The organism is Pseudarthrobacter oxydans (assembly GCF_034258515.1).
Lineage (GTDB): Bacteria > Actinomycetota > Actinomycetes > Actinomycetales > Micrococcaceae > Arthrobacter.
Map to the genome: position 1 here is coordinate 335,208 of NZ_CP139438.1, position 24,364 is coordinate 359,571.

The 24,364-nt window shown below is 66.7% G+C and carries 19 protein-coding genes; 13 read left to right on the forward strand and 6 right to left on the reverse strand.

What is annotated here, in order from left to right; all coding sequences use genetic code 11:
• Nucleotides 1-2: 2 nt before the first annotated feature.
• The gene (locus SMD14_RS01480; protein WP_157239739.1) at nucleotides 3-713 is read left to right on the forward strand and encodes a GAF and ANTAR domain-containing protein; all 711 of its coding nucleotides are present in this window, start codon (nucleotides 3-5) and stop codon (nucleotides 711-713) included.
• A gap of 50 nt (nucleotides 714-763) precedes the next feature.
• On the opposite strand, the gene SMD14_RS01485 is transcribed toward SMD14_RS01480, so the two are convergent.
• Nucleotides 764-1,027 carry a hypothetical protein gene (locus SMD14_RS01485; protein WP_157239737.1) on the reverse strand — a complete coding sequence of 88 codons (264 nt, stop codon included), beginning with the start codon at nucleotides 1,025-1,027 and terminating at the stop codon, nucleotides 764-766.
• 124 nt (nucleotides 1,028-1,151) lie between these two features.
• Between SMD14_RS01485 and SMD14_RS01490 the strand changes: the two genes are divergently transcribed.
• Complete coding sequence (locus SMD14_RS01490; RefSeq protein ID WP_157239734.1) at nucleotides 1,152-1,772, forward strand: TetR/AcrR family transcriptional regulator; 621 nt, start codon at nucleotides 1,152-1,154, stop codon at nucleotides 1,770-1,772.
• Here the strand turns inward: SMD14_RS01490 and SMD14_RS01495 are convergent.
• Together SMD14_RS01495 and SMD14_RS01500 are read right to left on the reverse strand one after the other, a co-directional pair.
• Nucleotides 1,769-2,797: a LacI family DNA-binding transcriptional regulator gene (locus SMD14_RS01495; RefSeq protein ID WP_321215065.1), complete on the reverse strand. Its 1,029-nt coding sequence runs from the start codon at nucleotides 2,795-2,797 to the stop codon at nucleotides 1,769-1,771. The two genes, SMD14_RS01490 and SMD14_RS01495, sit on opposite strands and share 4 nt — an antisense overlap.
• Nucleotides 2,776-4,536, reverse strand: a complete 1,761-nt coding sequence (locus tag SMD14_RS01500) for a glycoside hydrolase family 13 protein (RefSeq protein WP_321215066.1) — start codon at nucleotides 4,534-4,536, stop codon at nucleotides 2,776-2,778. The genes SMD14_RS01495 and SMD14_RS01500 overlap by 22 nt, the downstream gene beginning before the upstream one ends.
• A 233-nt stretch (nucleotides 4,537-4,769) precedes the next feature.
• On the opposite strand from SMD14_RS01500, the gene SMD14_RS01505 reads away from it, so the two are divergent.
• From SMD14_RS01505 to SMD14_RS01530, 6 genes are all read left to right on the forward strand, one after another.
• Nucleotides 4,770-6,050 carry an extracellular solute-binding protein gene (locus SMD14_RS01505; protein WP_321215067.1) on the forward strand — a complete coding sequence of 427 codons (1,281 nt, stop codon included), beginning with the start codon at nucleotides 4,770-4,772 and terminating at the stop codon, nucleotides 6,048-6,050.
• A gap of 80 nt (nucleotides 6,051-6,130) precedes the next feature.
• Nucleotides 6,131-7,747, forward strand: a complete 1,617-nt coding sequence (locus SMD14_RS01510) for an ABC transporter permease subunit (RefSeq protein WP_321215068.1) — start codon at nucleotides 6,131-6,133, stop codon at nucleotides 7,745-7,747.
• A gap of 119 nt (nucleotides 7,748-7,866) precedes the next feature.
• The gene (locus SMD14_RS01515) at nucleotides 7,867-8,676 is read left to right on the forward strand and encodes an ABC transporter permease subunit (protein ID WP_321215069.1); all 810 of its coding nucleotides are present in this window, start codon (nucleotides 7,867-7,869) and stop codon (nucleotides 8,674-8,676) included.
• Nucleotides 8,673-10,502 carry a glycoside hydrolase family 13 protein gene (locus SMD14_RS01520; protein ID WP_321215070.1) on the forward strand — a complete coding sequence of 610 codons (1,830 nt, stop codon included), beginning with the start codon at nucleotides 8,673-8,675 and terminating at the stop codon, nucleotides 10,500-10,502. The genes SMD14_RS01515 and SMD14_RS01520 overlap by 4 nt, the downstream gene beginning before the upstream one ends.
• A gap of 141 nt (nucleotides 10,503-10,643) precedes the next feature.
• Nucleotides 10,644-11,210: a type 1 glutamine amidotransferase domain-containing protein gene (locus SMD14_RS01525; RefSeq protein WP_157239724.1), complete on the forward strand. Its 567-nt coding sequence runs from the start codon at nucleotides 10,644-10,646 to the stop codon at nucleotides 11,208-11,210.
• A 137-nt stretch (nucleotides 11,211-11,347) separates the two neighbouring features.
• Nucleotides 11,348-12,823, forward strand: coding sequence for a DHA2 family efflux MFS transporter permease subunit (locus tag SMD14_RS01530; protein ID WP_321215071.1), 1,476 nt, complete (start codon nucleotides 11,348-11,350; stop codon nucleotides 12,821-12,823).
• Nucleotides 12,824-12,904: 81 nt separating this feature from the next.
• Here the strand turns inward: SMD14_RS01530 and SMD14_RS01535 are convergent, their stop codons facing one another.
• Nucleotides 12,905-13,741, reverse strand: a complete 837-nt coding sequence (locus SMD14_RS01535) for an alpha/beta hydrolase (RefSeq protein WP_321215072.1) — start codon at nucleotides 13,739-13,741, stop codon at nucleotides 12,905-12,907.
• Nucleotides 13,742-13,829: 88 nt separating this feature from the next.
• Nucleotides 13,830-14,498 carry a TetR/AcrR family transcriptional regulator gene (locus SMD14_RS01540; RefSeq protein WP_321215073.1) on the reverse strand — a complete coding sequence of 223 codons (669 nt, stop codon included), beginning with the start codon at nucleotides 14,496-14,498 and terminating at the stop codon, nucleotides 13,830-13,832.
• A 219-nt stretch (nucleotides 14,499-14,717) separates the two neighbouring features.
• Between SMD14_RS01540 and SMD14_RS01545 the strand changes: the two genes are divergently transcribed.
• The 5 genes from SMD14_RS01545 to atzF all read left to right on the forward strand — a co-directional run bounded on the left by SMD14_RS01545 (nucleotide 14,718) and on the right by atzF (nucleotide 23,483).
• On the forward strand, nucleotides 14,718-16,220 hold the full coding sequence (locus SMD14_RS01545; RefSeq protein WP_321215074.1) for an amino acid permease: 1,503 nt from the start codon (nucleotides 14,718-14,720) through the stop codon (nucleotides 16,218-16,220).
• A 90-nt stretch (nucleotides 16,221-16,310) separates the two neighbouring features.
• Nucleotides 16,311-17,195, forward strand: a complete 885-nt coding sequence (locus SMD14_RS01550) for an urea amidolyase associated protein UAAP1 (RefSeq protein ID WP_321215075.1) — start codon at nucleotides 16,311-16,313, stop codon at nucleotides 17,193-17,195.
• On the forward strand, nucleotides 17,192-17,869 hold the full coding sequence (locus SMD14_RS01555; RefSeq protein ID WP_321215076.1) for an urea amidolyase associated protein UAAP2: 678 nt from the start codon (nucleotides 17,192-17,194) through the stop codon (nucleotides 17,867-17,869). Before SMD14_RS01550 ends, SMD14_RS01555 begins: the two co-directional genes overlap by 4 nt.
• Entirely contained in the window at nucleotides 17,866-21,621 is a 3,756-nt protein-coding gene (gene uca / locus SMD14_RS01560; protein WP_321215077.1) for an urea carboxylase, read from the forward strand. Before SMD14_RS01555 ends, uca begins: the two co-directional genes overlap by 4 nt.
• Nucleotides 21,618-23,483, forward strand: coding sequence for an allophanate hydrolase (gene atzF / locus SMD14_RS01565; RefSeq protein WP_321215078.1), 1,866 nt, complete (start codon nucleotides 21,618-21,620; stop codon nucleotides 23,481-23,483). The genes uca and atzF overlap by 4 nt, the downstream gene beginning before the upstream one ends.
• On the opposite strand, the gene SMD14_RS01570 is transcribed toward atzF, so the two are convergent.
• The gene (locus tag SMD14_RS01570; RefSeq protein WP_321215079.1) at nucleotides 23,473-24,327 is read right to left on the reverse strand and encodes an alpha/beta hydrolase; all 855 of its coding nucleotides are present in this window, start codon (nucleotides 24,325-24,327) and stop codon (nucleotides 23,473-23,475) included. The two genes, atzF and SMD14_RS01570, sit on opposite strands and share 11 nt — an antisense overlap.
• Nucleotides 24,328-24,364 lie beyond the last annotated feature (37 nt).

A 24,364-nucleotide genomic window follows, 5' to 3' on the forward strand; every position in this document is an offset into this window, starting at 1 on the left:
ACATGGCAACGACAACCCGCGCTGAGCGCGTCAGTGGGGCGTTCGTGAAGATCGCGGACACACTGGTTGCGGACTATGACGTCCTTGACCTGCTCCACACCCTGGTCGAGGAATCCGTGGGGCTCCTCGACATCGCGGCGGCGGGCCTGGTCCTGGCCGACCCCAGCGGGGAACTCCAGGTTTTGGCTTCAACCAGCGAGGAGAGCCAGTTGGTGGAAGTGCTCCAGTTGCGGGCCGGGGAAGGACCGTGCGTAGAGTGCTACGCAACCGGTAACCCGGTGACCGTTGAGGACATTCAGGTCCTTGACCGGTGGCCCCAATTCAAGGCGGCGGCGCTGTCCCAGGGGTTTCGTTCCGTACACGCCGTTCCCATGCGGATACACGGCCGGACTATCGGTGCCATGGGCCTCTTCGGTTCTGCGCCCGGTTCCCTGACTGCGGAGGATTCCGCCATTGGCCAGGCGCTGGCCGACGTCGCCACCATCAGCCTCATGCACGAACGCACCATCAGGGAAGCCGTCCTGGTGAACGAGCAGCTGCAGCGTGCGCTCAACAGCCGAATCTTGATTGAGCAGGCCAAGGGAGTCATCGCCCACACGGCCGGTGTGGACATGAACGAGGCCTTCTCGCTGCTCCGGAACCACGCCCGTGCACATAATGAAGGACTCCACGAGACCGCCAGCCGGATCGTGGACCGCAGCCTCACGCTTTAGCCGGGCCTGCTAATCCGAATCGTGCCTGCGCCCGGAACGGTGCCTGGCAGTCAGAGTGGCAGGTGCCCGCGGTACATGAGCTGCTCCAGCAGTGCCTGCTCCGGCTCGCCTGGATGCCGTGCGACGCAGCGGCGGAGCCGGGCCCGTGCCAGCTCTTCGCCGGGTGACTTGCCGCAGAGCACTTCGTCGATGACTTCCTGGGCCTGCCACCGGAGGGACTCGATGGCAAACTGCCGGATCTCATCCGGCGTGTCAACGGCCATCCAGGAGTCCGGATCCGAGGGCACGGCTGGGAACATCCGCTCTGCTGACATTGGGGCCTCCTTGCACCAACCCGAGGGGGCCGGTCAGGGCCTCCACGGCGTCAAAAAGCATGTTGGAAAAACACTACAACGGGAAAGACCGGTCTGTCTCCCTCCGCAGTAGACTGAAGATCCTATGAGTCCAGAGGCAGAAGTCCCTCCGACCCCCGTGCCGGCACCGGTGGCGTCAACTGAGGGCAATGCAAATTCCGTGGACCGGATCATGGCGGTGGCCTATGAGCTTTTTTCCCAGCGGGGCGTGCGGGATGTTGGCGTCAATGAGCTTATTGAACGGTCCGGGGTAGCCAAGGCGACCTTCTACCGGCACTTCCCTTCCAAGGATTCGCTGGTCCTGGCCTTCCTGGAGCAGCGGGACAGGCAATGGACAGTGGGCGCCATCGTCTCGGAGGCCCGCCGCCGGGGAAGCACGCCCGCCGATCAGCTGCTGGCCATCTTCGACGTGTTTGGCGACTGGTTCCTCCGGGAGGACTTTGAAGCCTGCTCCTTCATCAACATCCTGCTCGAGATGGGCCCGGCCCATCCACTGGGGCAGGCAAGCATCGACTACCTGGCAAAGATCCGCGGGCACGTGCAGGCCTTGGCCGAAGAAGCGGGGCTGCAGCGGCCGGAGGAGTTTGCCCGGTCCTGGCACATCCTCATGAAGGGCTCGATCATCTCAGCCACCGAAGGGGACATGCAGGCCGCCAAGCGCGCGCAGCAGATGGCCGGCTGGCTGATCCAGCACCACAGGGGCTAGAAGCTGAGCTCCGGCGTCCGGGGAGCGGAAGTGCTGGACCGCACCACTAACCGGGTCTCCATCAGCTCATCGGCCGGCCCGGCAGTCTCCGCATCATCCTGCACCAGCGCCAGCAGGCGCTCCACCGCCCGCATTCCCTGGTCACGGGGAAACTGGTCGATGGTGGTCAGGCCGAGGATTTCGCCCATCTCGTGGCCGTCCACGCCAATGACGGACAGCTCGTCGGGGATCCGCAGCCCGAGGTCGCGGGCCGCCAGCATTGCGCCGAAGGCCATTTCATCGGAGGCGCAGAAGATCGCGGTCGGCCGTTCCTCGGCGTCCGCCAGCAGGTGCTTTGTCTCCTTGTACGCGCCGTTCGCCGAGTAGTCGGAGATCAGGGACCACGCCTCGTGGACCGGCAGTCCTGCCGCGGCCATGGCTTCCTCGTATCCGGCGCGGCGGCCGCTGGAGATCTCGAAATTCCTTCCATACTCCTGCTCGCCGCCGAGGTGGGCCACCCGGGAGTGTCCAAGGCTGATCAGGTGGTTTGTTGCGCGGCGGCCCACCTCCACATCGTCGATCCGGAGGGTGGGAATCCCCGGAAGCGGGCCGCCCACGCCCACCACCGGGATTCCGGCAGCGAGGATCTGTTCGGTCTCGTGGGCGTTGAGCTGCAGCGAGACTGCCAGGACGCCGTCGAGCCGTTTGCGCAGCAGGAAATCCCCCAGCACCGATTCCCGGTACCGGTCGCCCTGGAAGTCGTAAAGGGTGAGATCGTAACCGGCATCCATCAGGGCGGAATTGGCGCCCTCCAGCAGCGTGGCGAAGTACCACCGGTTGACGAAGGGCAGCACCACGCCAATGTTGTGGCTGCGGCCGCTCGCCAGGCTTGAGGCGTGGTAGGACATGACGAAGCCAAGCTCGCTGGCTGCCTCGGTCACGGCCTGCCTGGCCCGGCTTGAAACACTGCCCTTGCCGCTCAACGCACGCGACGCCGTCGCCTGTGAAACCCCCGCCAGACGCGCTACGTCCCTAATTCCTGCCACTGACCCTCTGCTGTTCCGCTTGGCGCCATGCGCAGCCAAATGCACTGCGCAGGACCCAGCTTACGCTGGTCAGCAGCGTCCCCATCCGTGCTAAGCAGGATGTCCAAGCGTGGCAGGTCAACCGGCTCTGCGCCCATATTCATCATCACCAGCACGCCGTTGTTGGCAAACATGATGCAGTCTGGCGACGTGAAACCGTCAACCCAGGCCAGGGAGCCGGCGCCGAGCTTCAGGCCACGGCGAAGCCCCAGTGCACGGGTGTACAGGGACAGGGCGGAGGACCCGTCCTGCCGCTGCGCGTCCCGGGACAATGCTGCCCAGCCCTCAGGCTGCGGCAGCCAGGACTCACCTGTGCTGTTGAAGCCGAATGCCGGTGCGGCCGCCTGCCACGGCAGGGGTACCCGGCAGCCGTCGCGGCCAATGCGTTCTCCGGCGGTCCGCCGGAACGAGGGGTCCTGGCGGAACGTGTGGTCCATGGTGGTGTGGTCCGGCAGGCCCAGCTCCTCACCCTGGTACAGGTAGACGCCGCCGGGCAGCGCGAGCATAAGCATCGACGCGGCAACCGCACGGCGCAGGCCAAGCTCAGCGTCCGGCTGGACGTCTTCCGCGCCCAGGCCGTCACCGGGCCGGGCAGGGGGCTCGACGATGCCGAAGCGCGTGGCGTGCCGGACGACGTCGTGGTTCGAAAGCACCCACGTGGTGGGCGCGCCCACGGAATCGAACATCCGCAGTGAGCTTTCAATGACCGCACGCAGCCTGGCGGGATCCCACGGCGTGCCCAGGTACGCGAAGTTGAAGGCCTGGTGCATCTGGTCCGGCAGGACCCAGTTGGTCAGCCGGGACAGGGGGTCGATGCTTGCTTCGGCGCAGAGGATGCGCTCGCCGTCGAACTCGGCAAGGACCTCGCGCCACCGCCGGTAGATGTCGTGGATTTCCGGCTGGCCGAACATCGGCGCCAGGTGGCCCGGGAAGTCTTCGGTGCTGACGCCGTCTGGCCGTCCATGCCAGTCCGGCAATCCGTCCGCCTTGACCAGGGCGTGGGCCACGTCCACCCGGAAGCCGGCAACGCCGCGGCTGAGCCAGAAACGCAGGATGCGCTCAAATTCGGCATGCACGGCGGGGTTGTCCCAGTTGAAGTCGGGCTGGGAGGAATCGAAGAGGTGCACGTACCACTGGCCCGGCTCGCCGGACGGCTCCGTAATGCGGGTCCAGGCCGGTCCGCCGAAGTGGGACTGCCAGTTGTTGGGCGGCAGTTCCCCGGTGTCACCGCGGCCGTCCCGGAAGACGAACATGTCCCGTTCGGGGCTTCCCGGACCTGCCGCCAATGCGGCCTGGAACAGCGCGTGGTCCGAGGAGCAATGGTTTGGCACCAGGTCGATGATGACCCGGATGCCCAGGGAATCCGCCCGGGCAACCAGGGCGTCGAAGTCACCAAGGGTGCCGAACACGGGATCGACGTCGCAGTAATCGGCAACGTCGTAGCCGCCGTCCCGCTGCGGCGAGACATAGAAGGGCGACAGCCAGACGGCGTCGATGTCGAGCTCCGCCAACTGGTGAAGCTCGGCTGTGATGCCCGGAAGATCACCTTGTCCATCGCCGTTCAGGTCCCGGAACGAGCGCGGGTAGATCTGGTAAATCACCGAGGACCGCCACCACTCGGAGCCTTCGTCTGCCGGGTGGACGGGTACCAGGCGGGCGGCGGAGAGGTCAGGCTCTACGGGGAGAAGTGTGTTCGTCATCGGGCCATCGTAGCCGCAATGACCCCAAGAATGGAACGGCTTCCAAGAAGTTGATACCGATGCTTCCCGTGACAGGGGCACGTCTTTAGCCGCCTACCGTGTAGCAACGGTGCATGTGACGCCATTTTCGTGAAGGGCTGGACAATAAAAAATGGAAGCGCTTACAGTTGGGTGACGCAAATCACCAGCCGGCTCCCTTCCGCGGAGAAACGGCACGCTTTCAAAGGAGAAAAATGAGTAGGATTCAGGGTGCTCTCGCGGTTACCGCTACCGCGGTGCTGCTGCTTACGGGGTGCGGAAACGGTGCCGAACCAAAGCAGGCAGCCTCATCAGCACCGGCCGCGGCGGGGTCCACCGCCGCCCCCGAGCGGGCGGATGCCGACCTGGTGATCTGGACGGACAACCTGAAGGCCGATTCGATCCGCGCATTCGCCGAGGATTTTGCGGCTGACAACGGCATCAGCGTGGCCGTCCAGGTCATCTCGGGCGAGTTCCAGACTGCCCTTGTGACGGCAAATGCTGCAGGCAATGGCCCCGATGTTTTCACCGGAGCGCACGACATGATCGGCAATCTCGTCCAGAACGGCTCCATTGATCCGCTGCAGATTGCCCCGGACCAGCTCAAGGGCTACGCCGAGACGGCAGTGAAGGCTGTGACCTATAACGAGTCGGTGTACGCACTGCCGTATGGAATCGAAACCCTCGGCCTGTTCCGCAACACAGACCTCGTCCCTGAGGCGCCCCTGACCTTGGAGGATGCCTTCGCCAAGGGACAGGAGGCTGTGGCCGCCAAGAAGGCGGAAGTTCCTTTCAGCTTGCCGCAAGGGAACAGCGGCGACGCCTACCACATGCAGCCGTTGTACACGTCAATGGGCGGTTACCTCTTCGGTTCGACACCACAGGGTGACCTTGATCCGTCTGACCTGGGTGTGGGTGGTGAAGGCTCTGTCGCTGCTGCCAAGAAGATTCACGCCCTTGGGGAAGCGGGCAGCGGCATCCTGAAGCGCTCCATCAGCGTTGACAATTCGATCTCTTTGTTCGCTGACGGCAAGGCGCCGTACCTTGTTGCCGGTCCTTGGGCCCTGAACCAGGTTGAAAAAGCGGGAATCCCCTTCGAGGTGACACCCATTCCCGGTTTCGAGGGACAGGCCGCTGCCCAGCCCTTCGCCGGCGTTCAGGGCTTCTACGTCGCTTCGAAAGGAAAGAACGAAGCCTTCGCCCACGAGTTCGTGGAGAACGCGATGAACACCGAAGCGGGCATGACGCAGATGTTCGAAGGCGCAAAGCTGCCGCCGACCATGACCACGGTCCGGGAAAAAATCGCAGGCCAAAACCCCGCCATTGAGACGTTTGCCTCCGCAGCGGAGTCCGCCCAGCCCATGCCGGCCATTCCTGAAATGGCTGCCGTCTTCGCCCCCCTCGGCCAGGCTTTTGCGGCCCTCGTGGGCGGCGCTGACCCGGAAAGCACGATGCGCTCCGTGCGGGAAACCATCGCTGCTGCAATCGGCAAGTAGCAAACAGGCCCAGGTGGCCGTTGCACAAGTCTTCGGCCCCCTGGGCCCTGCTGCCCAGATTGACCTCCAGGAGAACCCCCATGATCAAAACACTCACGCGCCTGCAGCGTCCCTCGTCGGCTGCAGCAAACGATCCCGGCACCCGTCGCGACATCACGACCAAACCGGTGTCCCTCTTTGCCAAAATCCTTGCACTGGGTACCGTTGCCGGCTCAGCCGCAGCACTTACCCCGGCCCTTATCGCTACAGGAAAGTGGGGCTTCCTCGCGGCGGTCTGGGGCATCGCCGGCATCCTGCTGCTGACATATATCACCGGCCGCGGTGTGCCTGCCAAGTACCTTGTGCCCGGCGCGCTCCTCCTGGTGGTCTTCCTGGTGTACCCCATCGTGATGACGTTCCAGATGTCCACAACCAACTTCGGTGACGGAACCAGGACGTCAAAGGAAGAAACCGTCTCGCAAATCATCGGCGCTTCAGTCGTTCAAAGCCCTGATTCGCCGCGCTACAACCTCTCCGTGGCGACTGAAGGAAATCCCGCGACCGGACCGTACGCTTTTCTGCTTGTGGAGCCCAAAAGCGGATCAGTGTTCCTTGGCACCCCCGGAGACGGGCTGCGGGAGCTTGAACCGGCCGACGTCACCGTCAGCGGCGGGTTCGTCACTGCGGCCGAGGGCTACCAGCTCCTGACGCCCCAAGAGGTCAACAGCGCCAGCGACGCGCTGAAAAATCTTGCGGTGCCCACTGACCGTGGCGCCATCCGGCAGCTGGGCATCCGCCAGGCCTTCGAGGGCGCCTCGCCGCTCACATACGACGAAGCCCGCGATGTCATCTCAAACACGGTGACCGGCGTGGACTACGCACCCGTCCTGCAGGGCGACAAGGAGTACTTCGTCGACGGAGAAGGAAAGCGGCTGTCCGACCAGTCCTGGCTGGCAGATGTGGGGTTCGCCAACTATCAGCGCATCTTCACAGACACAAGAATCAGCTCCGATTTCCTGCAGATCTTCGCATGGACCTTCATCTTCGCAACGGTCTCGGTCGCGGGAACTTTCCTGCTTGGGCTCGGCCTCGCTGCCGCGCTCAACGATCCGCGGATCAAAGGCCAGCGCTTCTACCGGGCCATCCTCATCCTCCCCTACGCCATCCCGGGGTTTATCGCCCTGCTGGTCTGGTCCAGCTTCTGGAACAAAGACTTCGGCCTGATCAACAACGCCTTGGGCCTGGACCTGAACTGGCTCGGCGACCCCTTCCTGGCCAAGGCAGCCATCCTCCTGACCAATTTCTGGATGGGATTCCCCTACATGTTCCTGGTGTGCACCGGAGCCCTCCAGGCGATCCCCGCAGACCTGAAGGAAGCATCACGTATTGACGGCGCCAGCGGATTCCTGGGCTTCCGGAAAATCACGTTCCCACTGCTCCTGGTCACTGTCGCCCCCTTGCTGGTATCGACCTTCGCCTTCAATTTCAACAACTTCAACGCCATCTACCTGTTGACCGAAGGCGGGCCCTTCGATCCCGCCAACCCGACGGCGGGAGCAACTGACATCCTGATCAGCTACACCTACCGCCTGGCCTTCGGAGGGCAGGGCGCACAGCTTGGCTTTGCCGCAACCGTGTCAGTGCTGCTGTTCGTCATCACCGGCATCATCGCCGCAATTCAGTTCCGTTTCACGCGCACCCTGGAAGAGGTGAACTGATGTCGTCTGCCCAGACACGTCTCGCTCCGGTACCCCAGCAGGAACCGCAAAAGACTCCGGAGTCCCGCCGCAGGCACCCGAGAAACCGATGGTTCACAGAAGTTGGATGGCGTCACCTTGTGGCAATCGCGGCGGTGTCCGTAGCCCTGCTCCCCGTGCTGTTCATTGTCTCGGCCGCGCTGAACCCGCTGGGCACGGTGGCGTCCACCAGCCTGATTCCCCGTGAAGTGAGCTTCGTGCATTTCGAAGCCCTCTTCACGGACCCCAACCGCCCTTACCTCCGCTGGTTTGCCAACACGCTGATCATCAGTACTGTCGTCACACTTGGCCAGATTCTGTGCAGCGCCCTGGCAGCATACGCCTTTTCGCGCTTCCGCTTCAGCGGCCGGCGAATTGGCTTGCTCAGCCTTCTCCTCATCCAGATGTTCCCCCAGTTCCTCGCCGTAGTGGCGCTGTACCTCATGTTCACTTCCATCGGTGACGTCATTCCCCAGCTGGGCCTCAACACGCTCCTGGGCTACGGACTCCTGCTCATGGGTGGCGCACTCTCGCAGGTGTGGCTCATCAAGGGATTCTTCGACTCGGTGCCGAAGGAGCTGGACGAGGCAGCAATCATGGACGGAGCGGGCCACGCCACCGTGTTCTTCCGCGTCATCTTCCCCCTGATAACCCCGATCCTGGCAGTCACCGGCCTGCTGTCCTTCATCGGCGTGCTGGGCGAATTTGTCCTGGCATCAATCTTCCTCACCGATAACGACGTCAAGACCCTGGCTGTCGGACTGTACGCCACCATCGACGCTGACCGGTCCGGGAACCTCGGCGTGTTCGCCGCAGGAGCCCTCCTCACCAGCCTGCCCGTGGTCCTTCTCTTCCAGTTCCTGCAAAAGTTCATCACCGGAGGACTCACCGCCGGGGCGGTCAAGGGATGAGCGCCACGCAGCTGTGGGACCATCCACACCATGACGGTTCCGCAATGTACGTTTCCAACCCCACTCCTGAACTGGGGGACGCAGTCACGGTGTTCCTTCGGGTTCCCCGCGCCAGCGGCGTAACGAAGGCCCTGCTGCGCGTATGCATAGACGGCGAACAGGCGCTGCTTGAGACGAGCATCGATCGTCAAAACGCGGACGAGTTCTGGCTGAAGGCTGATTTCCCGCTGGAGAACCCGGTGGTGAACTACCGCTGGCTGCTCGACGGATCCCCGAGCGGGTACCAGTGGTTCAACGGGACTGGCCTGCACACCCGCGACGTAACGGACGCCTGCGACTTCCGCATCACCGCCTACTCCCCGCCCCCCGCCTGGGCAAACAGTGCCGTCCTCTACCAGATCTTCCCGGACCGGTTTGCAAAATCAGTGGACCGGCCGGCACCGGACTGGGCCATCCCCGAGGACTGGGGAAACAAAGTGATCGGGCGGGGACCCGAAACTCCGTACCAATACTTCGGCGGAGACCTCGACGGAATCACCACCCGCCTGGAACACATTGCCTCCTTGGGGGCCGACACCGTGTATCTGACACCGATATTTCCCGCCCGTTCAAACCACCGGTACGACGCATCCAGTTTCGACCAGGTGGATCCCTTGCTTGGCGGGGATGCAGCTCTGCGCCGCCTCTCCGGGGCCCTGCATGACCGCGGCATGCGCCTGCTTGGTGACCTGACGACCAACCACTGCGGGGACGCCCACGAATGGTTCAGGACAGCGGTTGAAGATCCGCAAAGCGTCGAAGCGGGATTCTTCCTCTTCACCAACCACCCTGATGAGTACGTGTGCTGGTTCGGGCATAAATCGCTGCCGAAGTTCAACCACAGCGATCCGGAATTGCGTCGGCGCCTGTACGAGGGCGAGGATTCCGTCGTGGCCCGCTGGCTGGGACCGCACGGATTCGACGGCTGGCGCATCGACGTCGCCAACATGACGGGGCGGCACGGCACGACCGACCTCAACCACATGGTGTCCACCACGCTGCGCCGGACCATGGCTGAAGCCGATCCGGAGGCGCTGCTGCTGGCCGAACACAGTCACGACGCATCACAGGACCTGCAGGTGGATGGCTGGCATGGCGTGATGAATTACGCCGGTTTCACGCGCCCGGTATGGCAATGGCTGAAGCCGCCAACCGCCGTACCGCTGGAGCCAGGGCCGTTCGTGTCCATCCCCCGGCTCTCCGGGAAAGACGTGGTCGGCTCAATGCGGGACTTCGCCGCGGCCGTACCCTGGCGCGCGGCCGCGCACGCCCTCAACCTTGTTGGGTCCCACGACACGTTCCGGGTGAGCACCCTGCTCGGGGACCCGCGGCTGGTCACGGTGGCATTTGGACTGTTGGCCACGATGCCAGGGATCCCCATGCTGTGGGCGGGAGATGAGATCGGACAGGAGGGCGTGAACGGTGAAGATGGCCGCCGCCCCTTCCCCTGGGACAAACCGGATGAATGGGATCATGGCAGGCTGGCCACCACCCGTGCTCTTTTCCAAACGCGGAAACAGTCGGAAGCCCTTCGACACGGCGGACTGCGGTGGCTGGCAATCGGAGATGATGCTTTTGCCTTCCTTCGTGAATCAGCCAACGAAACGGTGCTGATCCACGCCTCCCGGGCCGACCATGCCGCCATCAGGGTTCCCGCCCAGGTCGTCGGAACCAGCCTGCGCGGCCTGGCAGGAACCCCGGACCTTCACGCTGCGGCAGATGGAATGGTCACCCTGCCCGGCGCAGGGCCGGGCTTTGCCATGTGGAGCTGTGACCCGTCCGCTTAAGGGCACTGCGCCGCGGCAGAGAAAATGCTCAGCTTGCTTATCACTTTCGGTGTTCCTAGGCTGGAAACTGTCAGGCAATAGCTTCCGGGGCGTGGTCCGGTGCCCACAAGGCGCCGGACCGGCCTCAGTCGAGGAGGAACAATGTCAGAACAGAGCATCGCAGGCAAGAAGGTCGCATTCCTGTTGACGGACGGCGTCGAGCAGGTTGAACTCACCAGCCCGTGGCAGGCAGTCAAGGACGCCGGCGGCCAGCCCACCCTGGTGGCCCCGAAGAGCGGCAAGCTGCAGGGTTTCAAGGGCACGGAGAAGGGCGACACGTTCGACGTCGACCTGACCGTTGCCGAGGCCAACGCCGGTGACTTTGACGCCCTGGTGCTTCCCGGCGGCGTCGTCAACGCCGACCACCTCCGCGTGGACAAGGATGCCCAGAGCTTCACCCGCAGCTTCTTTGAACAGCACAAGCCGGTGGCCTCCATCTGCCACGGGCCCTGGCTCCTCATTGAAGCCGGCGTGCTCCGCGGACGGAACGTTACCTCGTACCACACGCTCCAGACCGACCTGAAGAACGCGGGCGCCAACTGGACGGACGAGGAAGTGGTGGTGGACCAGGGCCTGGTGACCAGCCGCAAGCCGGACGACCTGCCCGCCTTCAACGCCAAACTGGTTGAGGAAATCGCGGAAGGCCGGCACGCGGGCCAGACCGCCTAGTTCCGGATCCAACCCCGGCAGTTCCCTCAGGCTTCAGAAAAAGTTCCGGTGCGGAGGAATTACTCCACCCGGTAGAGTGTTGGCACCTGCAGCGGCCATGTTCGCGCATCATCCATACACTCCCTGAGGGAACACCCATGTCTACCGAAGTTTCTCCAAACGCCAAAGGGCAGTCAGTCCAGACCGATGGAACCAGGCCTGCCGCGCCGGAGAAGATGTCCCGTGAATCGGTGACCATCATCAGCACGCTGCTGGTGGCCACCTTCGTGGTGATCCTCAACGAGACGATCATGAACGTAGCCCTGCAGCGGCTCATGGTGGACCTCCGGGTGGATGCGCCCACAGTCCAGTGGCTCTCCACCGGCTTCATGCTCACCATGGCCGTTGTCATCCCCACCACGGGGTTCATCCTGCAGAGCCTCTCCACGCGCGCCGTCTTCCTGCTCGCCATGGGGCTCTTTGCCGGCGGCACCGCGCTCGCCGCGGCAGCTCCCGGATTTGAGGTCCTGCTGCTGGCGCGCATCGTCCAGGCGGGCGGCACGGCCATCATGCTGCCGCTGCTGATGACCACCATCCTCACCCTGGTCCCGCTGGCCAGGCGCGGGGCCGTAATGGGCAACGTCAGCATCGCCATTTCCGTGGCTCCGGCCATGGGCCCCACGGTGTCCGGGCTGATCCTTGAGCATTTCACCTGGCGTTTTATGTTCGTGTTCGTCCTCCCGGTGGCCCTCGTGGCGCTCGCCATCGGCGCGAAGTACCTGACCAACGTGGGGGAGACGGAGAAGACCAGGCTCGACTTCCTCTCGGTCCTCCTGACCGTCCCCGCGTTCGGCGGGCTGGTTTACGGGCTCAGCCAGATCGGCGGCGGCCACGGCGGCCAGACCGGTCCGGGAGCGCCCGCCATCGCCGCGCTGGTGATCGGCGTCGCCAGCCTCGCCGTGTTCGTGCTTCGCCAGGTGCGGCTGCAGAAGGCCGAAGCCCCGCTGCTGGACCTACGCGCCTTCAACTTCCGCATGTTCACTGTCTCGGTCCTGCTGATGGTGGTGGCCATGATGGCGCTGTTCGGCGGCGTGATCCTGCTGCCGCTCTACCTGCAGGAAATCCGCGGCCTCGGCTCCCTTGAGACAGGACTGGCCCTGCTGCCCGGTGGCCTTGCCATGGGCCTGCTCGGCCCGGTCATCGGCCGGTTGTTCGACAAAGTGGGGCCGCTGCCGCTGACCGTCACGGGTTCCATCCTGATGGTTTTGTCCCTGTGGCAGTTTTCCATGCTCGACGCCGGCACGTCCGTTGCGTGGATCGTCACCTTGCACGTGGGGCTGAGTTTTGGCCTGGCACTGCTGTTCACACCGGCGTTCACCACCGGCCTGAACCCGCTGCCGCCGCACCTCTACTCGCACGGGTCCGCGATCATGAGCACCACGCAGCAGGTGGCGGGCGCAGCCGGCACAGCCCTGCTGGTGTCGATCTTCGCGGTGGTCTCGGCAGCGTCCGGCCTCGTGGCGGGGATGAGCGCCGCGTTCCTGACGGCAACCGTCATAGCCTTTGCCGCCGTCGTACTTTCCGCGATGATGCGCAAGGCCGAAGGTGCCGGGCCGGGTCACGCCGCCCACTAACCCGCCGCCGGCCTGCCCAACTGAGTAGCGCCAAGTGTCGTTTTGACCGCTCAAAACGACACTTGGCGCTACCTACTTGGGCTAGCCGGCGAAGAAGTCCGCGAGCACCTTGATGAGCCTGTCCGGGGCCTTGATGACGCCGTCGTGGCCCAGACCCGGGAGGATCGTGTAGCTGGAGCCGGAGAGGACGTCGTGGATCTGGCCGCAGGCCACGCCGAAGTACGCGGGGCTCTTTTCGCCCACCACGATCAGGGTTTCCAGCGGCAGCGCCAGGAACGGCTCGGCCGGCATGTCCGCCGCGATGATGGCCTTGATTTCCCGGACGCCGGTGCGCATCAGCTCGCGCTGCTGCCTGCCCTCGGTGGTGCCGGCCGTGAGCTTGTTGGCGAGCGTCAGCATCGACAGCGGCATGCGGGACGAAAACGAGCCCCCGGCTTCAAGCCCGCGCTGCAGGACGGCGAGGGCGCGGTCATCGTCGCCGGCGGCAGCTGCCCGCTCGTACTCGGCCGTCCAGTCAGCCTTGACGCTGTGGTTCACGGAGACCGCGGGGTCGTACACGGCCAGCCGCTCCACCGGCAGGGTCCGCGCCGCGTGCAGGGCAACGGCCCCGCCGAAGCTGTGGCCGAAGACGTCCGTGCTCGCGGTGTGTTTCATGACCGTGTCCAGGTCGCGGATGTCCACGTCCAGCGTGTAGTCCTCCGGCTGGGGCGATGACGAACCGCGGCCGCGCCGGTTGAACGTGTGCACCGGACGGCCCAGGGCCGCGCTGAGCTTCTGCGCAAACTTCGTGTAGTCCGCTGCGGTCACCATGGAAGGCGGGACAATAACAACGCCCGAACCGGCGGAAGCGAGTTCCGTGCCCGTGGAGAAGAGCTCCAGCGTGCCGCCGTCGGGGGTCCTGATGTTCTCACGCGTCATGTTCCGAGCCTAGCTGAGCAACCTGAAGGCAAGCATCACGCGCGCTGCACCCCTGGAGACATTTTCGCCTCGGCCTGCGCCGGGATGGTCAGCCCAGTTGTCCTATGAGCACTGCGCTCTGCTCCCGGATGGCAGGGAGTTCTTCGGCCAGCCCGCAGAGGATGAGCCCCGCGTCGGCCGCCTGGAGCGGAGATTCCGAGGTTGCCAGTCCGTCTGCCCGCAGGTTGACCAGGGATTCGACGAGGCGGAACGCCAGGTCTCCCGGGTTCCCCGAAGCTGCGGCAGGACCCGCCGGGGACACGGCCGCGCCCAGTTCCCCGTACAGGTTCCGCAGTTCCTGCCGGTCCGCCAGGAACCGCGCGAACCGGCCGCCGCGGGTTTCGGGCAGGTGGTACAGGATTCCGAGGTTCCAGCGGGAGCTGCACAGTTGCGTGCCGTCATAAAGGGCGACGGCGTGAAGCCGGCCTCCCGGTGTCCCCTCACCGGGGGGCAGGTCGGCCACCGCGCGGGCAAACTTCAGGCCGCCCAGCACGGTCCCCTCCAGCAGGTCCTCGAGGATGTCGTCCTTGGTTTTGAAGTGGTGGTACAGGGACGACTGCCTGATCCCCACAGCGTCGGCAATGGACCGGGTGGATGTGTTGGCGAAGCCGTGCGTCGTGAAAAGCTCGGCCGCCGCATCCAGGATTTCGTCCCGTGCAGTCGCCCCTGGCCTGGAGGGCTGTTGGCTGCGGGGGCGTCCCGGTCCGGCTGAAGTCACGGCATCATTCTTGCACCCGGGCGGGCACGCCTTCGCCACTCCGGGCGGAGGTGAGGAGGCGGAAATACCGTGGAAACAAGATGTCCATGCGCCTTTTACAGAGGCGAAACTCGTTGGGGACATCGCGCTGGAAAACTATCAAGTGACCGGTATTCCGCAGCTTTCGGCCGAGTGCTGCAGAACCGGCGGCCCCCGCCATTCCAGCCCCCGGAGAATCCGATGACCTCAACCATTGCTCCCGCCGTCCACGCGGACGACGCGGATCTGACGTCCCTTGGCTACGAACCCACCCTCCACCGGAAACTCGGCCGCTACGCTTCCTTTGCCGCCGGCTTTTCCTTCGTCTCGATCCTGACCACCATCTTCCAGCTGTTCGCCTTCGGCTACTCGTTCGCGGGGCCGGCCTTCTTCTGGACCTGGCCGGTGGTACTGGTGGGCCAGCTCCTCGTTGCCCTCAACTTCGCGGAACTCGCCGCCCGCTACCCGCTGTCCGGAGCCGTGTACCAGTGGGCCCGCCGCGTCGGGGGAGAGGGAGTGGGCTGGTTCGCCGGCTGGTTCATGGCCATTGCCCAGGTGGTCACAGCCGCCGCCGCCGCGATCGCCCTGCAGGTGGTGCTGCCCCAGCTCTGGGACGGCTTCCAGATAGTTGGCGGTGACCCCGCGCTCAACACCGTCAGCGGAGCGGCCAACGCCGTCATCCTCGGTGCCGTCCTCCTGGTGGCCACCACCATCATCAACTCGCTCGGCGTCAAGCTGATGGCGCACGTCAACTCGGTGGGCGTCACCTGCGAGATCGTCGGCGTCGTGGCCGTCATCCTCGCCCTCATCAGCGCAGCCCAGCGCGGACCTGAGGTTGTTGCGGACACCACCGTGCTCCAGACATCCGAGCTCGGCGCCGTGGGAGCCTTCCTGGTGTCCGGCCTGATGGCCGCCTACGTGATGGTGGGCTTCAACTCCGCCGGCGAACTCTCGGAAGAAACCAAGGACCCGCGCCGGACAGCGCCGCGCACCATTCTTTCCGCCCTGCTCATCTCGGGCATCGGCGGCGCCCTGATGATCATCACGGCCCTGATGGCCGCCCCAAGCCTCGACGACGGCCGCCTCGCCACCGAGGGCCTGCCCTACGTCCTCACCGCCGTCCTGGGCACATTCTGGGGCAAGGTCCTGCTGGTGGACGTGGCCATCGCCATCTTCGTCTGCACCCTGGCCATCCAGACCGCCGGTTCCCGGCTGGTGTTCTCCATGGCCCGCGACGGCAAGCTGCCCGCGTCCGCCCTGCTGTCGACAGTCCACCCCACCCGGGGTACGCCCATGTGGCCGTCGATTGCCATCGGCGCCCTGGCCGTCGGCGTCCTTGCCATCAACGTTGGCAACGCCGCCCTGTTCACCACCCTCTGCAGCGTCTGCATCGTCATGGTCTACATCGCCTACCTCCTGGTCACCGTGCCGCAGCTCCTCAACAGGCTCCGCGGCGACTGGAACCGGGTGGGGCAGGCGCTGCCTGAAGGACTGTTCTCGCTGGGCCGCTGGGGACTCCCGGTGAACATCCTCGCCGTCCTCTACGGCGCCGTCATGGTGGTCAACCTTGCCTGGCCGCGTCCGGAGGTCTACGACCCCTCCGGCGAAAACGGACTCCTCCTATACTCAGCGCCGCTGATGGTCGCCGTCGTCCTGCTCCTGGGGATGTGGGTCCGACGCCGGAACCTGGCTTCGAAGGCCTGACGCGCCGGAGCTCCACCCCGGCTTGCGGAACAACAGCTCCGGGAACAACCACGCGCAACGAACCGCGCTCCAGAACAACACGGGATAGACATGACTCAAGTAACCGAAAGCCCGGCATCGGCCGGCACCGCCACCACGGAAGGCGCCCGCGCCCACGCCAGGGAGCAGCACGGCAGGACCGTTGACACGATGCGGTTTGTGCCCGCCGCCTCCGCGCCCGACCGCCTGACCGCCGGCCTCACCGGGGACGCCGCCGCCCAGCCCACCTGGGCCGAATCCCTCGCCTTCGGGCGCTACACCACCATGACCCTGGCCCGGGGCACCAGGATCAGGCTCACGGACACCTCCGGCGACGCCTGCGTGCACGCCCTCCTCTACCGCGCCGGAGCCCTGCACGAGCGGCTCAACATCGCGGACACCGTCAAGGTGCCCTGGCAGGCCTACCCCTCAACAGGCCACCCGCTGCTTTCCGACGCCGGCCGCCTGATGGCCACGATCGTCGCCGATGCCTCCTCCCGCCACGACGCCCTGACGGGCGCCACCACCCTGGCGGGCAACACGGCACGGTACGGTGCGGGCACCGCCCACAGTGCGTCCCCTGCCGCCCGCGAGCTGCTTACCCTTGGAGCGCTCAAGAACGGGCTTGGCCCGCGTGACGTGGCGCCGTCGCTGACCCTCTTCAAGGGCATCACCGTGGACCCTGCCGGCAGCATCACCTTCACCGGGAGCGCCGGGCCGGGCGCCGCCGTCGAACTCCTGCTCCAGCTGGACACCGTGCTGGTACTGGCCAACACCGCCCACCCCCTGGACCCGCGCCCTGACTTCACCGGGACTGCCGTCGACATCGTGGCCTGGCATGCGCCGCTGGACCTGGCGGCACTGGAATCCGGAGCACTCACCGGGCCCCTGGCTCCCGAACACCTGCAGGCACTGCACAACACCGAACACGATCTGACCGCGAGGAACGCCCGATGAACACCGCCACCTCCGCCGCTCCCGCAGCAGGCGCCCGCGACATTGCCCTGGCTCCCGGCGACGTGGTCCTCGACGAGCTCGTCGAGGCCCGCGGCCCCTGGTCCGCCGTCGTCTCCGCCGGCGACGTGCTGACCATTGTGGACCTGGAAGGCAACCAGGCCGTGGACTGCCTCCTGTACGCGGCGGACGACACCTCCGTGCGGTACTCCGCCGCCGTCACCATTGCGCAGCAGCAGTCGATTGTCCTGACCACGGGTTCCGTCCTGCGGGCGGAAACCGGCGCGCCCCTGATGACAGTCGTCGCGGACGAGGTGGGCGTTCATGACACCATCGGCGGCGCCTGCTCACAGGAATCGAACACCCTCCGCTATGGCCAGCACACCCGCGAACAGCACGCCTGCGTGGAGAACTTCCTGATCGAGGGCTCGCGCTGGGGCCTGGGCAAACGGGACCTGGTGTCCAACATCAACTGGTTCATGAACGTCCCGGTGGACCCGGACGGCGCCCTGGGCATCGTGGACGGGCTGTCCGCGCCCGGGAAGCGCGTGGCGCTGCGGGCCGAGGTGGACACCCTGGTACTGGTGTCCAACTGCCCGCAGGTCAACAACCCCTGCAACGGCTTCAACCCCACCCCTGTCCGCATGATCGTCACCCGGCCGGAGGCTGCACTGTGAACTCCATTGACACGTCGAACACCTTCGACACCCTCCTGATCGCCAACCGCGGCGAAATCGCCTGCCGCATCATCGAATCCGCGAAGAAGCTGGGCCTCCGCACCGTCGCCGTGTTCTCCGAAGCGGACCGCGGCGCCAAGCACGTCCGGCTCGCCGACGAGGCTGTACTGCTGGGGCCCGCGCCGGCCAAGGAGTCCTACCTCCGGGTGGACGCCATCCTGGCGGCGGCAAAGGAAACCGGCGCCGGCGCCATCCATCCCGGCTACGGCTTCCTCTCCGAGGACGCCGCCTTCGCCGAGGCCGTGGAAGCGGCGGGACTGGTCTTCGTGGGCCCCACCGCCGAGCAGCTGCGCATCTTCGGCACCAAGCACACAGCGCGCGACGCCGCGCGGGCAGCCGGGGTGCCGATGATCGCCGGTTCAGGGCTGCTTGGGGACGTGGACGACGCCGTTGCGGCCAGCACCGCGATTGGCTTCCCGCTGATGCTCAAGGCCACCGGAGGTGGCGGCGGGATCGGCATGACGGTCTGCCGCAACGAGGCCGAGCTCGTGGACAGCTTCCCCCGCGTGGCCCGCCTGGCCGGGGCCAGCTTTGGCACCGCAGGGGTTTTCGCCGAGCGGTACGTGGAGAACGCCCGGCACGTCGAGGTGCAGATCTTTGGCGACGGCGAGGGCCGTGTGGTCAGCCTGGGCGACCGCGACTGCTCCCTGCAGCGCCGCCACCAGAAGGTCCTCGAGGAGGCACCCGCGCCGGACCTGCCGGAGGAGCTGCGCGAAGAACTCCACCGCAGCTCGCGGGCCCTCTGCGCCTCCCTCAACTACCGCTCCGCCGGCACCGTCGAGTTCGTCTACGACTCCGCCCGCAAGGAAGCGTCCTTCCTGGAAGTGAACGCCCGGCTCCAGGTGGAGCACCCCGTCACCGAAGCCGTCACCGGGGTGGACCTGGTGGAATGGATGCTCCGCCTTGCCCAGGGCGGCGGCCAGGCCGCCACCGTCCTTGAAGGAGTGCCGGACAGCCTGCCCGTGACCGGCCACGCCGTGGAAGCGCGCGTGTATGCCGAGGATCCGGCCCGCGGCTTCCAGCCCAGCGCCGGAACCGTCACCAACGCCGCCTACCCCGCAACGGCGGACGTCCGGGTGGACGCCTGGGCCGAAACCGGCACCGAAGTGTCCACCAACTACGATCCGCTCCTGGGCAAGATCATCACTTCCGGCACTGACCGCACCGAAGCTTTCGACCGGCTGGCCGCCGCGCTCGCCGGCACCAGGATCGACGGCATCGAGACCAACTTAGGGCTGCTCCGCGCCGCCACCGCCCTGGACGTGGTCCGCAGCGTCGAGCACTCCACGAGCACCCTGGACAACGTGGGCGACCCCGAACCGCGCATCACCGTGGGCCGCCCCGGGCTGCAGACCAGCGTGCAGGACTGGCCCGGCCGGACCGGACTGTGGCAGATCGGCGTCCCGCCGAGCGGGCCCATGGACGATCTGTCCTTCCGGCTCGGCAACACCGCCCTGGGCAACCCGGAAGGTGCGCCCGGCCTGGAATTCACCATGACCGGCCCCAGCCTGGCCTTCACGCACGCCACCACTGTCTGCGTCACCGGCGCGGAGGTGGCAGTGACGGTTGACGGGCAGGAGGTGCCCGCCTGGACGCCGGTGACGGTCCCCGCGGGAGGTACGCTCGACGTCGGCACGGCCGGCGGCAAAGGCCTGCGCGGCTACATCCTGTTCCAGGGCGGCCTGGACATTCCGCAGTACCTGGGCAGCGCCTCCACCTTCACGCTCGGCCAGTTCGGCGGGCACGCCGGACGGGTCCTGCGCGCCGGCGACGTGCTTCGCGCCGTTGCCCCGTCCGCCGGCGCACCTGAAGAAGCCCCCGCAGCAGCAGTGCCCCTCGACAGCCGTCCCGCCCTTAGCTCCACTTGGGAACTCGCCGTGACGGAAGGCCCGCACGGTGCCCCGGAGTTCTTCCAGCGCGAAGACATCGAAGAGCTGTATGCATCCGAGTACGAGGTCCACTTCAACTCCGCCCGCACCGGCGTCCGGCTGACCGGCCCCAAGCCGCGCTGGGCCAGGACCGACGGCGGCGAGGCCGGACTGCACCCGTCCAACATCCATGACACCGCGTACTCGGTGGGTGCCCTGGACTTCACCGGCGACACCCCCATCCTGCTCGGCCCGGACGGCCCCAGCCTGGGCGGGTTCGTCTGCCCGGTCACCGTGGTGACCGCCGATCGCTGGAAGCTCGGCCAGCTCCGGCCGGGGGACAAGGTCCGGTTCGTTCCCGTCCGCGTCAGCCAGGCGCCGTCGGCCAGGGATCTCGGCCCGGGCCGGCAGCTGGTGCTGCCCGGCGACGCCGGCTGGTCCGGGGACCTATCGAAGGCCACTGCCGCTGCCGCCAGCCTGCCTGCCCCGCGCGGGGATGGCGACGACGGCGTGCTGGGCCGGGTGCCGGAAGGTCCCGGCCGTCCCGCGGTCACCTACCGCCGCTCCGGCGACGACAACCTGCTTGTGGAGTACGGCGAAATGGTCCTGGACCTCGGCCTCCGCGCCCGGGTGCACGCCCTGCACCAGCACCTCGAACAGCTCCGGGTTCCGGGCATCGTGGACCTCACCCCGGGCATCCGCTCCCTGCAGGTCAAGGTGGATCCCGCGGTCCTGTCCACGAAGCGCCTGCTGGGACTGGTCCGGGAGATCGAGGCGGCACTGCCGGCGAGTTCCGAGCTGGTGGTTCCCAGCCGCACCGTCCGGCTGCCGCTGTCCTGGGACGACCCCGCCACCCGCGAGGCAATCGAACGCTACATGGCGGGCGTCCGCGACGACGCCCCCTGGTGCCCCTGGAACATCGAATTCATCCGGCGGATCAACGGCCTGGACTCGGTCAATGACGTCTTCGACACCGTGTTCAACGCCGAGTACCTGGTCCTCGGGCTGGGCGACGTCTACCTTGGCGCGCCGGTGGCCACGCCGCTGGATCCCCGGCACCGCCTGGTCACCACCAAGTACAACCCCGCCCGCACCTGGACCCCGGAAAACGCGGTGGGCATCGGCGGCGCGTACATGTGCATCTACGGCATGGAAGGACCTGGCGGCTACCAGTTCGTAGGCCGCACCACCCAGGTCTGGTCGCGCTACGCGGAGTCCGCCCCGTTCGAGCCCGGTTCGCCGTGGCTGCTGCGCTTCTTCGACCGGATCTCCTGGTACCCGGTCAGCCCCGAGGAACTCCTGGATCTCCGTGCGGACATGGCCGCCGGCCGCGGCCGCGGAGTGGAGATCGAGGACGGAACCTTTTCGCTGGCCGAGCACGAGGTGTTCCTCGAGGAAAACCGAGAGTCCATCGCGGCGTTCCGGGAAAAGCAGGGCGAGGCATTCGCCGTGGAACGGCAGGCATGGGCCGACGCCGGCGAGTTCGACCGCGCTGACGCCCTGGCCGCTGTCATCTCACCGGTGGCAGATGAGGTGACTGTTCCCGACGGCGGGTCCCTCGTGGCCGCGCCGTTCGCCGCGAGCGTCTGGAAGGTTGACGTGGCGGAAGGCGACCGGGTGGTGCAGGGCCAGGCGCTGGTCTCGCTGGAGGCGATGAAAATGGAAACCGTCCTGGAAGCTCCCTGTGACGGCGTTGTGCTCCGCGTCCTGCCGGCCGCCGGTTCGCAGGTGGTGGCGGGAGAGGCAGTGGTGGTCCTCGGCAGCGCGGATGCGGAGTCCGTGTCCGTTACCGAAGCACAGGAACTGGAAGAGGCAACAGTATGAGCACCGTAACCTCCGGCCCGGCCGGCACGCGGGTCAAGGCGGCGCTGGCCGCGCTGGATGCAGTGGACCGTCCGGAAATCTGGATCACCCTGCGCAGTGCGGATGACCTCCTGGCGGAGGCCGCCGCCATCGACGCGGCGGTGTCGGGTGGAGCCCGACTGCCGCTGGCCGGGCTCCTGCTCGCCGTCAAGAACAACGTTGACGTCGCGGGAATCCCCACGACGGCCGCATGCCCCGGGTTCGCCTACGTGCCGGAGAGGGACGCCGAAGCGGTGGCCCGCCTCCGTGCCGGCGGCGCCCTGGTGCTGGGCGCCACCAACCTGGACCAGTTCGCCACCGGCCTGGTGGGCACCCGCAGCCCGCACGGGGCGGTCCGGGATTCCCGCCGACCGGACTACATTTCAGGCGGCTCCAGCTCCGGCTCGGCAGTCGCTGTGGCCCTTGGCCTGGTGGATATCGCCATCGGAACGGACACCGCCGGCTCGGGCCGCGTGCCCGCCGGGCTGCAGGGGATCGTGGGCATCAAGCCGACGCTGGATGTTGTGTCCACCGCCGGCGTCGTGCCCGCATGCCGGTCCTGGGACGCCGTCACCATCTTCGCCCGCCACCTCTCGACGGCGGAGCTCGCCATGGGCGTGATGGCGGGAGGAGCCCGGTCCTGGCCGGCGGACATCCGGCTGGCGGCACCGGAAAAGCCGCGGGTCGCCTATCCCGCAACCCTGCCGGCGCTGCCGGACGCCTGGGCAGCCGAATTCCACCGCAATGTGGACCGGCTCAAGGGACTGGGCGTGGAGGCGGAGGCGATCGAATTCGATGCCTTCCTCGAGGCCGCCCGGCTGCTGTACGACGGCGGGCTGGTGGCGGAGCGCCACGCCGCTGTCGGCAGTTTCCTGGAAAAGTACGACGGCGGCGCAGGCAACCAGGCGGGCATCGACCCCACCGTGGAACGCATCATCCGGGCGGCCGGCAGAGTGCCGGCCCACCGGTACGTGGCTGACACGGCCAAGCTGGAAGCGTTGAAGCAGCAGGCGATGGCGCGGCTGGAAGGGTTTGACGCCCTGCTGATCCCCACCGCCCCGTTCCACCCCACCCTTGCCGATGTGGCCGCGGACCCGGTGGGAGTGAACTCGCTGATGGGGACGTACACGAACTTCTGCAACCTGTTTGACCTCAGTGCTGTTGCGGTGCCGGCCGGCACGGTGGACGGCGCGCAGTTCGGGCTGACCGTGGTGGCACGGACGTTCGAGGACGCCGTTGCCGCGGACATCGCCCGGCTCCTTGAGGTGACCCCCGAAGCGCCTGCCCTCTTCGCTCGTGCCCTTCACGAGCCTGGCGCGGCGCCGGCGGCTGCCGGCGAAGCTGCCCACCCGTCGTCGTCCGTTCCCTGGCCGGTGGCTGCAGGCGCAACCGCCGTGCCGCTGGTGGTGGTCGGCGCGCACCGGAAGGGGCAGCCCCTGGCCCGCCAGCTGGAGGAGCTCGGCGCCGCCTGGGACGGCCCCGTCCGTACCGCGGCCCGCTACCGGATGGTGTCCCTGGACACCGAACCGCCGAAGCCAGGGGTGTACCGTGCGGAGGACGGCGGAGCCGAGCTTGTGGGGGAACGGTGGCTCGTGTCCCAAGCCGGACTTGGGGCGTTCCTGGCTGCCCTGTCAGAACCCATGCTGCTCGGATCAATCCAACTGGCCGACGGTTCCCGGGCTGTGGGGTTCGCCTGCGATGCGGTGGCCGCCGCACAGGGGGAGGACATCACGCTCTACGGCGACTGGCTGGCCGCCAAGGACCATCTGTCCAGGCGCAAGAGCGTGGGGCAGGACCTCGGGGACGCCGCGCTGGCGGGGTCCACCGCGGTGCCTAGCCCTTGAAGTACGTGGAAATGTCGGTGACCAGTTCGCCCACGGCAGCCGGGATGGAACCGTGGAAGCACTTGGGGGAGAGCTCGTAGGTGCTGCCGGGGACCGCAGCGTGCAGCCGCTCGGCCGTTGCCTTGTAATAGCCGGGACTCTTGCCGCCCGCCATGAAGTGGGTGTTGGCAGGAAGCACGCTGAAGTCCCTGGCATGGTCCGCCTCCTTGTAGGCGGCCCGGAGCTCGCCCACCCCGCTGGGCATGACTTCCTGGAACATCCGGTTCACCTTGGTCCGCGACAGCACGGCCATCAGCCCGGCAAGGACGGGCTCGGGGATCCTCGCCAAAGCCGAACCCGGTTTGGTGGCCTTCTTCATGTGGGCCAGGGCATGGCCCACCTTGCCGTTGTTCACGGCGTCCTCGAACCCGTCCAGCCAGCCGGTGTCGATGCTGCCGTCGATGTTCACGGCGGCGTCGTACACCGCAAGCTTGTCCGGCACGTACGCGGTGCCGGTGAACTCCTGGACCGCGTTGAGGGCCACGGATCCGCTCAGGCTGTGGCCCAGGATGTTCCTAGCGCCCGTGGCGTCCAGGACCGTGCGCACATCCGCGATCTCGGTGGCCATGGAGTAGTCCGCTGGCTGTTCCGACGAGCTTCCGCGCCCGCGGCGGTCATACACGTCAACGGCCCACCCGTCGCCGAGGCCCTTCGCCAGGGCCACGGAAAAGGGCCGATAGATCAGGGCGGTGAGGAAGGCCCCGCCGATCAGCAGCACCCGGCGGTCTCCCGGCGCATCTTCGGTGCCGTAGCTGTACAAAGCCAGCCGGCCGCCGTCGTGCGTTGGAAGTACCTGTTCTTTCACCACCCCATCCTAGGCAGGCGCCTGCGGGGCAGCCGCG

Bases quoted from the DNA above. Each gene is read 5' to 3' on its own strand.
- SMD14_RS01485 (WP_157239737.1), bottom strand. From the start codon at position 1,027: ATGTCAGCAGAGCGGATGTTCCCAGCCGTGCCCTCGGATCCGGACTCC.
- SMD14_RS01545 (WP_321215074.1), top strand. From the start codon at position 14,718: ATGACCTCAACCATTGCTCCCGCCGTCCACGCGGACGACGCGGATCTG.
- SMD14_RS01530 (WP_321215071.1), top strand. From the start codon at position 11,348: ATGTCTACCGAAGTTTCTCCAAACGCCAAAGGGCAGTCAGTCCAGACC.
- SMD14_RS01525 (WP_157239724.1), top strand. From the start codon at position 10,644: ATGTCAGAACAGAGCATCGCAGGCAAGAAGGTCGCATTCCTGTTGACG.
- SMD14_RS01480 (WP_157239739.1), top strand. From the start codon at position 3: ATGGCAACGACAACCCGCGCTGAGCGCGTCAGTGGGGCGTTCGTGAAG.
- SMD14_RS01535 (WP_321215072.1), bottom strand. From the start codon at position 13,741: ATGACGCGTGAGAACATCAGGACCCCCGACGGCGGCACGCTGGAGCTC.
- SMD14_RS01490 (WP_157239734.1), top strand. From the start codon at position 1,152: ATGAGTCCAGAGGCAGAAGTCCCTCCGACCCCCGTGCCGGCACCGGTG.
- atzF (WP_321215078.1), top strand. From the start codon at position 21,618: ATGAGCACCGTAACCTCCGGCCCGGCCGGCACGCGGGTCAAGGCGGCG.
- SMD14_RS01505 (WP_321215067.1), top strand. From the start codon at position 4,770: ATGAGTAGGATTCAGGGTGCTCTCGCGGTTACCGCTACCGCGGTGCTG.
- SMD14_RS01520 (WP_321215070.1), top strand. From the start codon at position 8,673: ATGAGCGCCACGCAGCTGTGGGACCATCCACACCATGACGGTTCCGCA.
- SMD14_RS01500 (WP_321215066.1), bottom strand. From the start codon at position 4,536: ATGACGAACACACTTCTCCCCGTAGAGCCTGACCTCTCCGCCGCCCGC.
- SMD14_RS01550 (WP_321215075.1), top strand. From the start codon at position 16,311: ATGACTCAAGTAACCGAAAGCCCGGCATCGGCCGGCACCGCCACCACG.
- SMD14_RS01555 (WP_321215076.1), top strand. From the start codon at position 17,192: ATGAACACCGCCACCTCCGCCGCTCCCGCAGCAGGCGCCCGCGACATT.
- SMD14_RS01510 (WP_321215068.1), top strand. From the start codon at position 6,131: ATGATCAAAACACTCACGCGCCTGCAGCGTCCCTCGTCGGCTGCAGCA.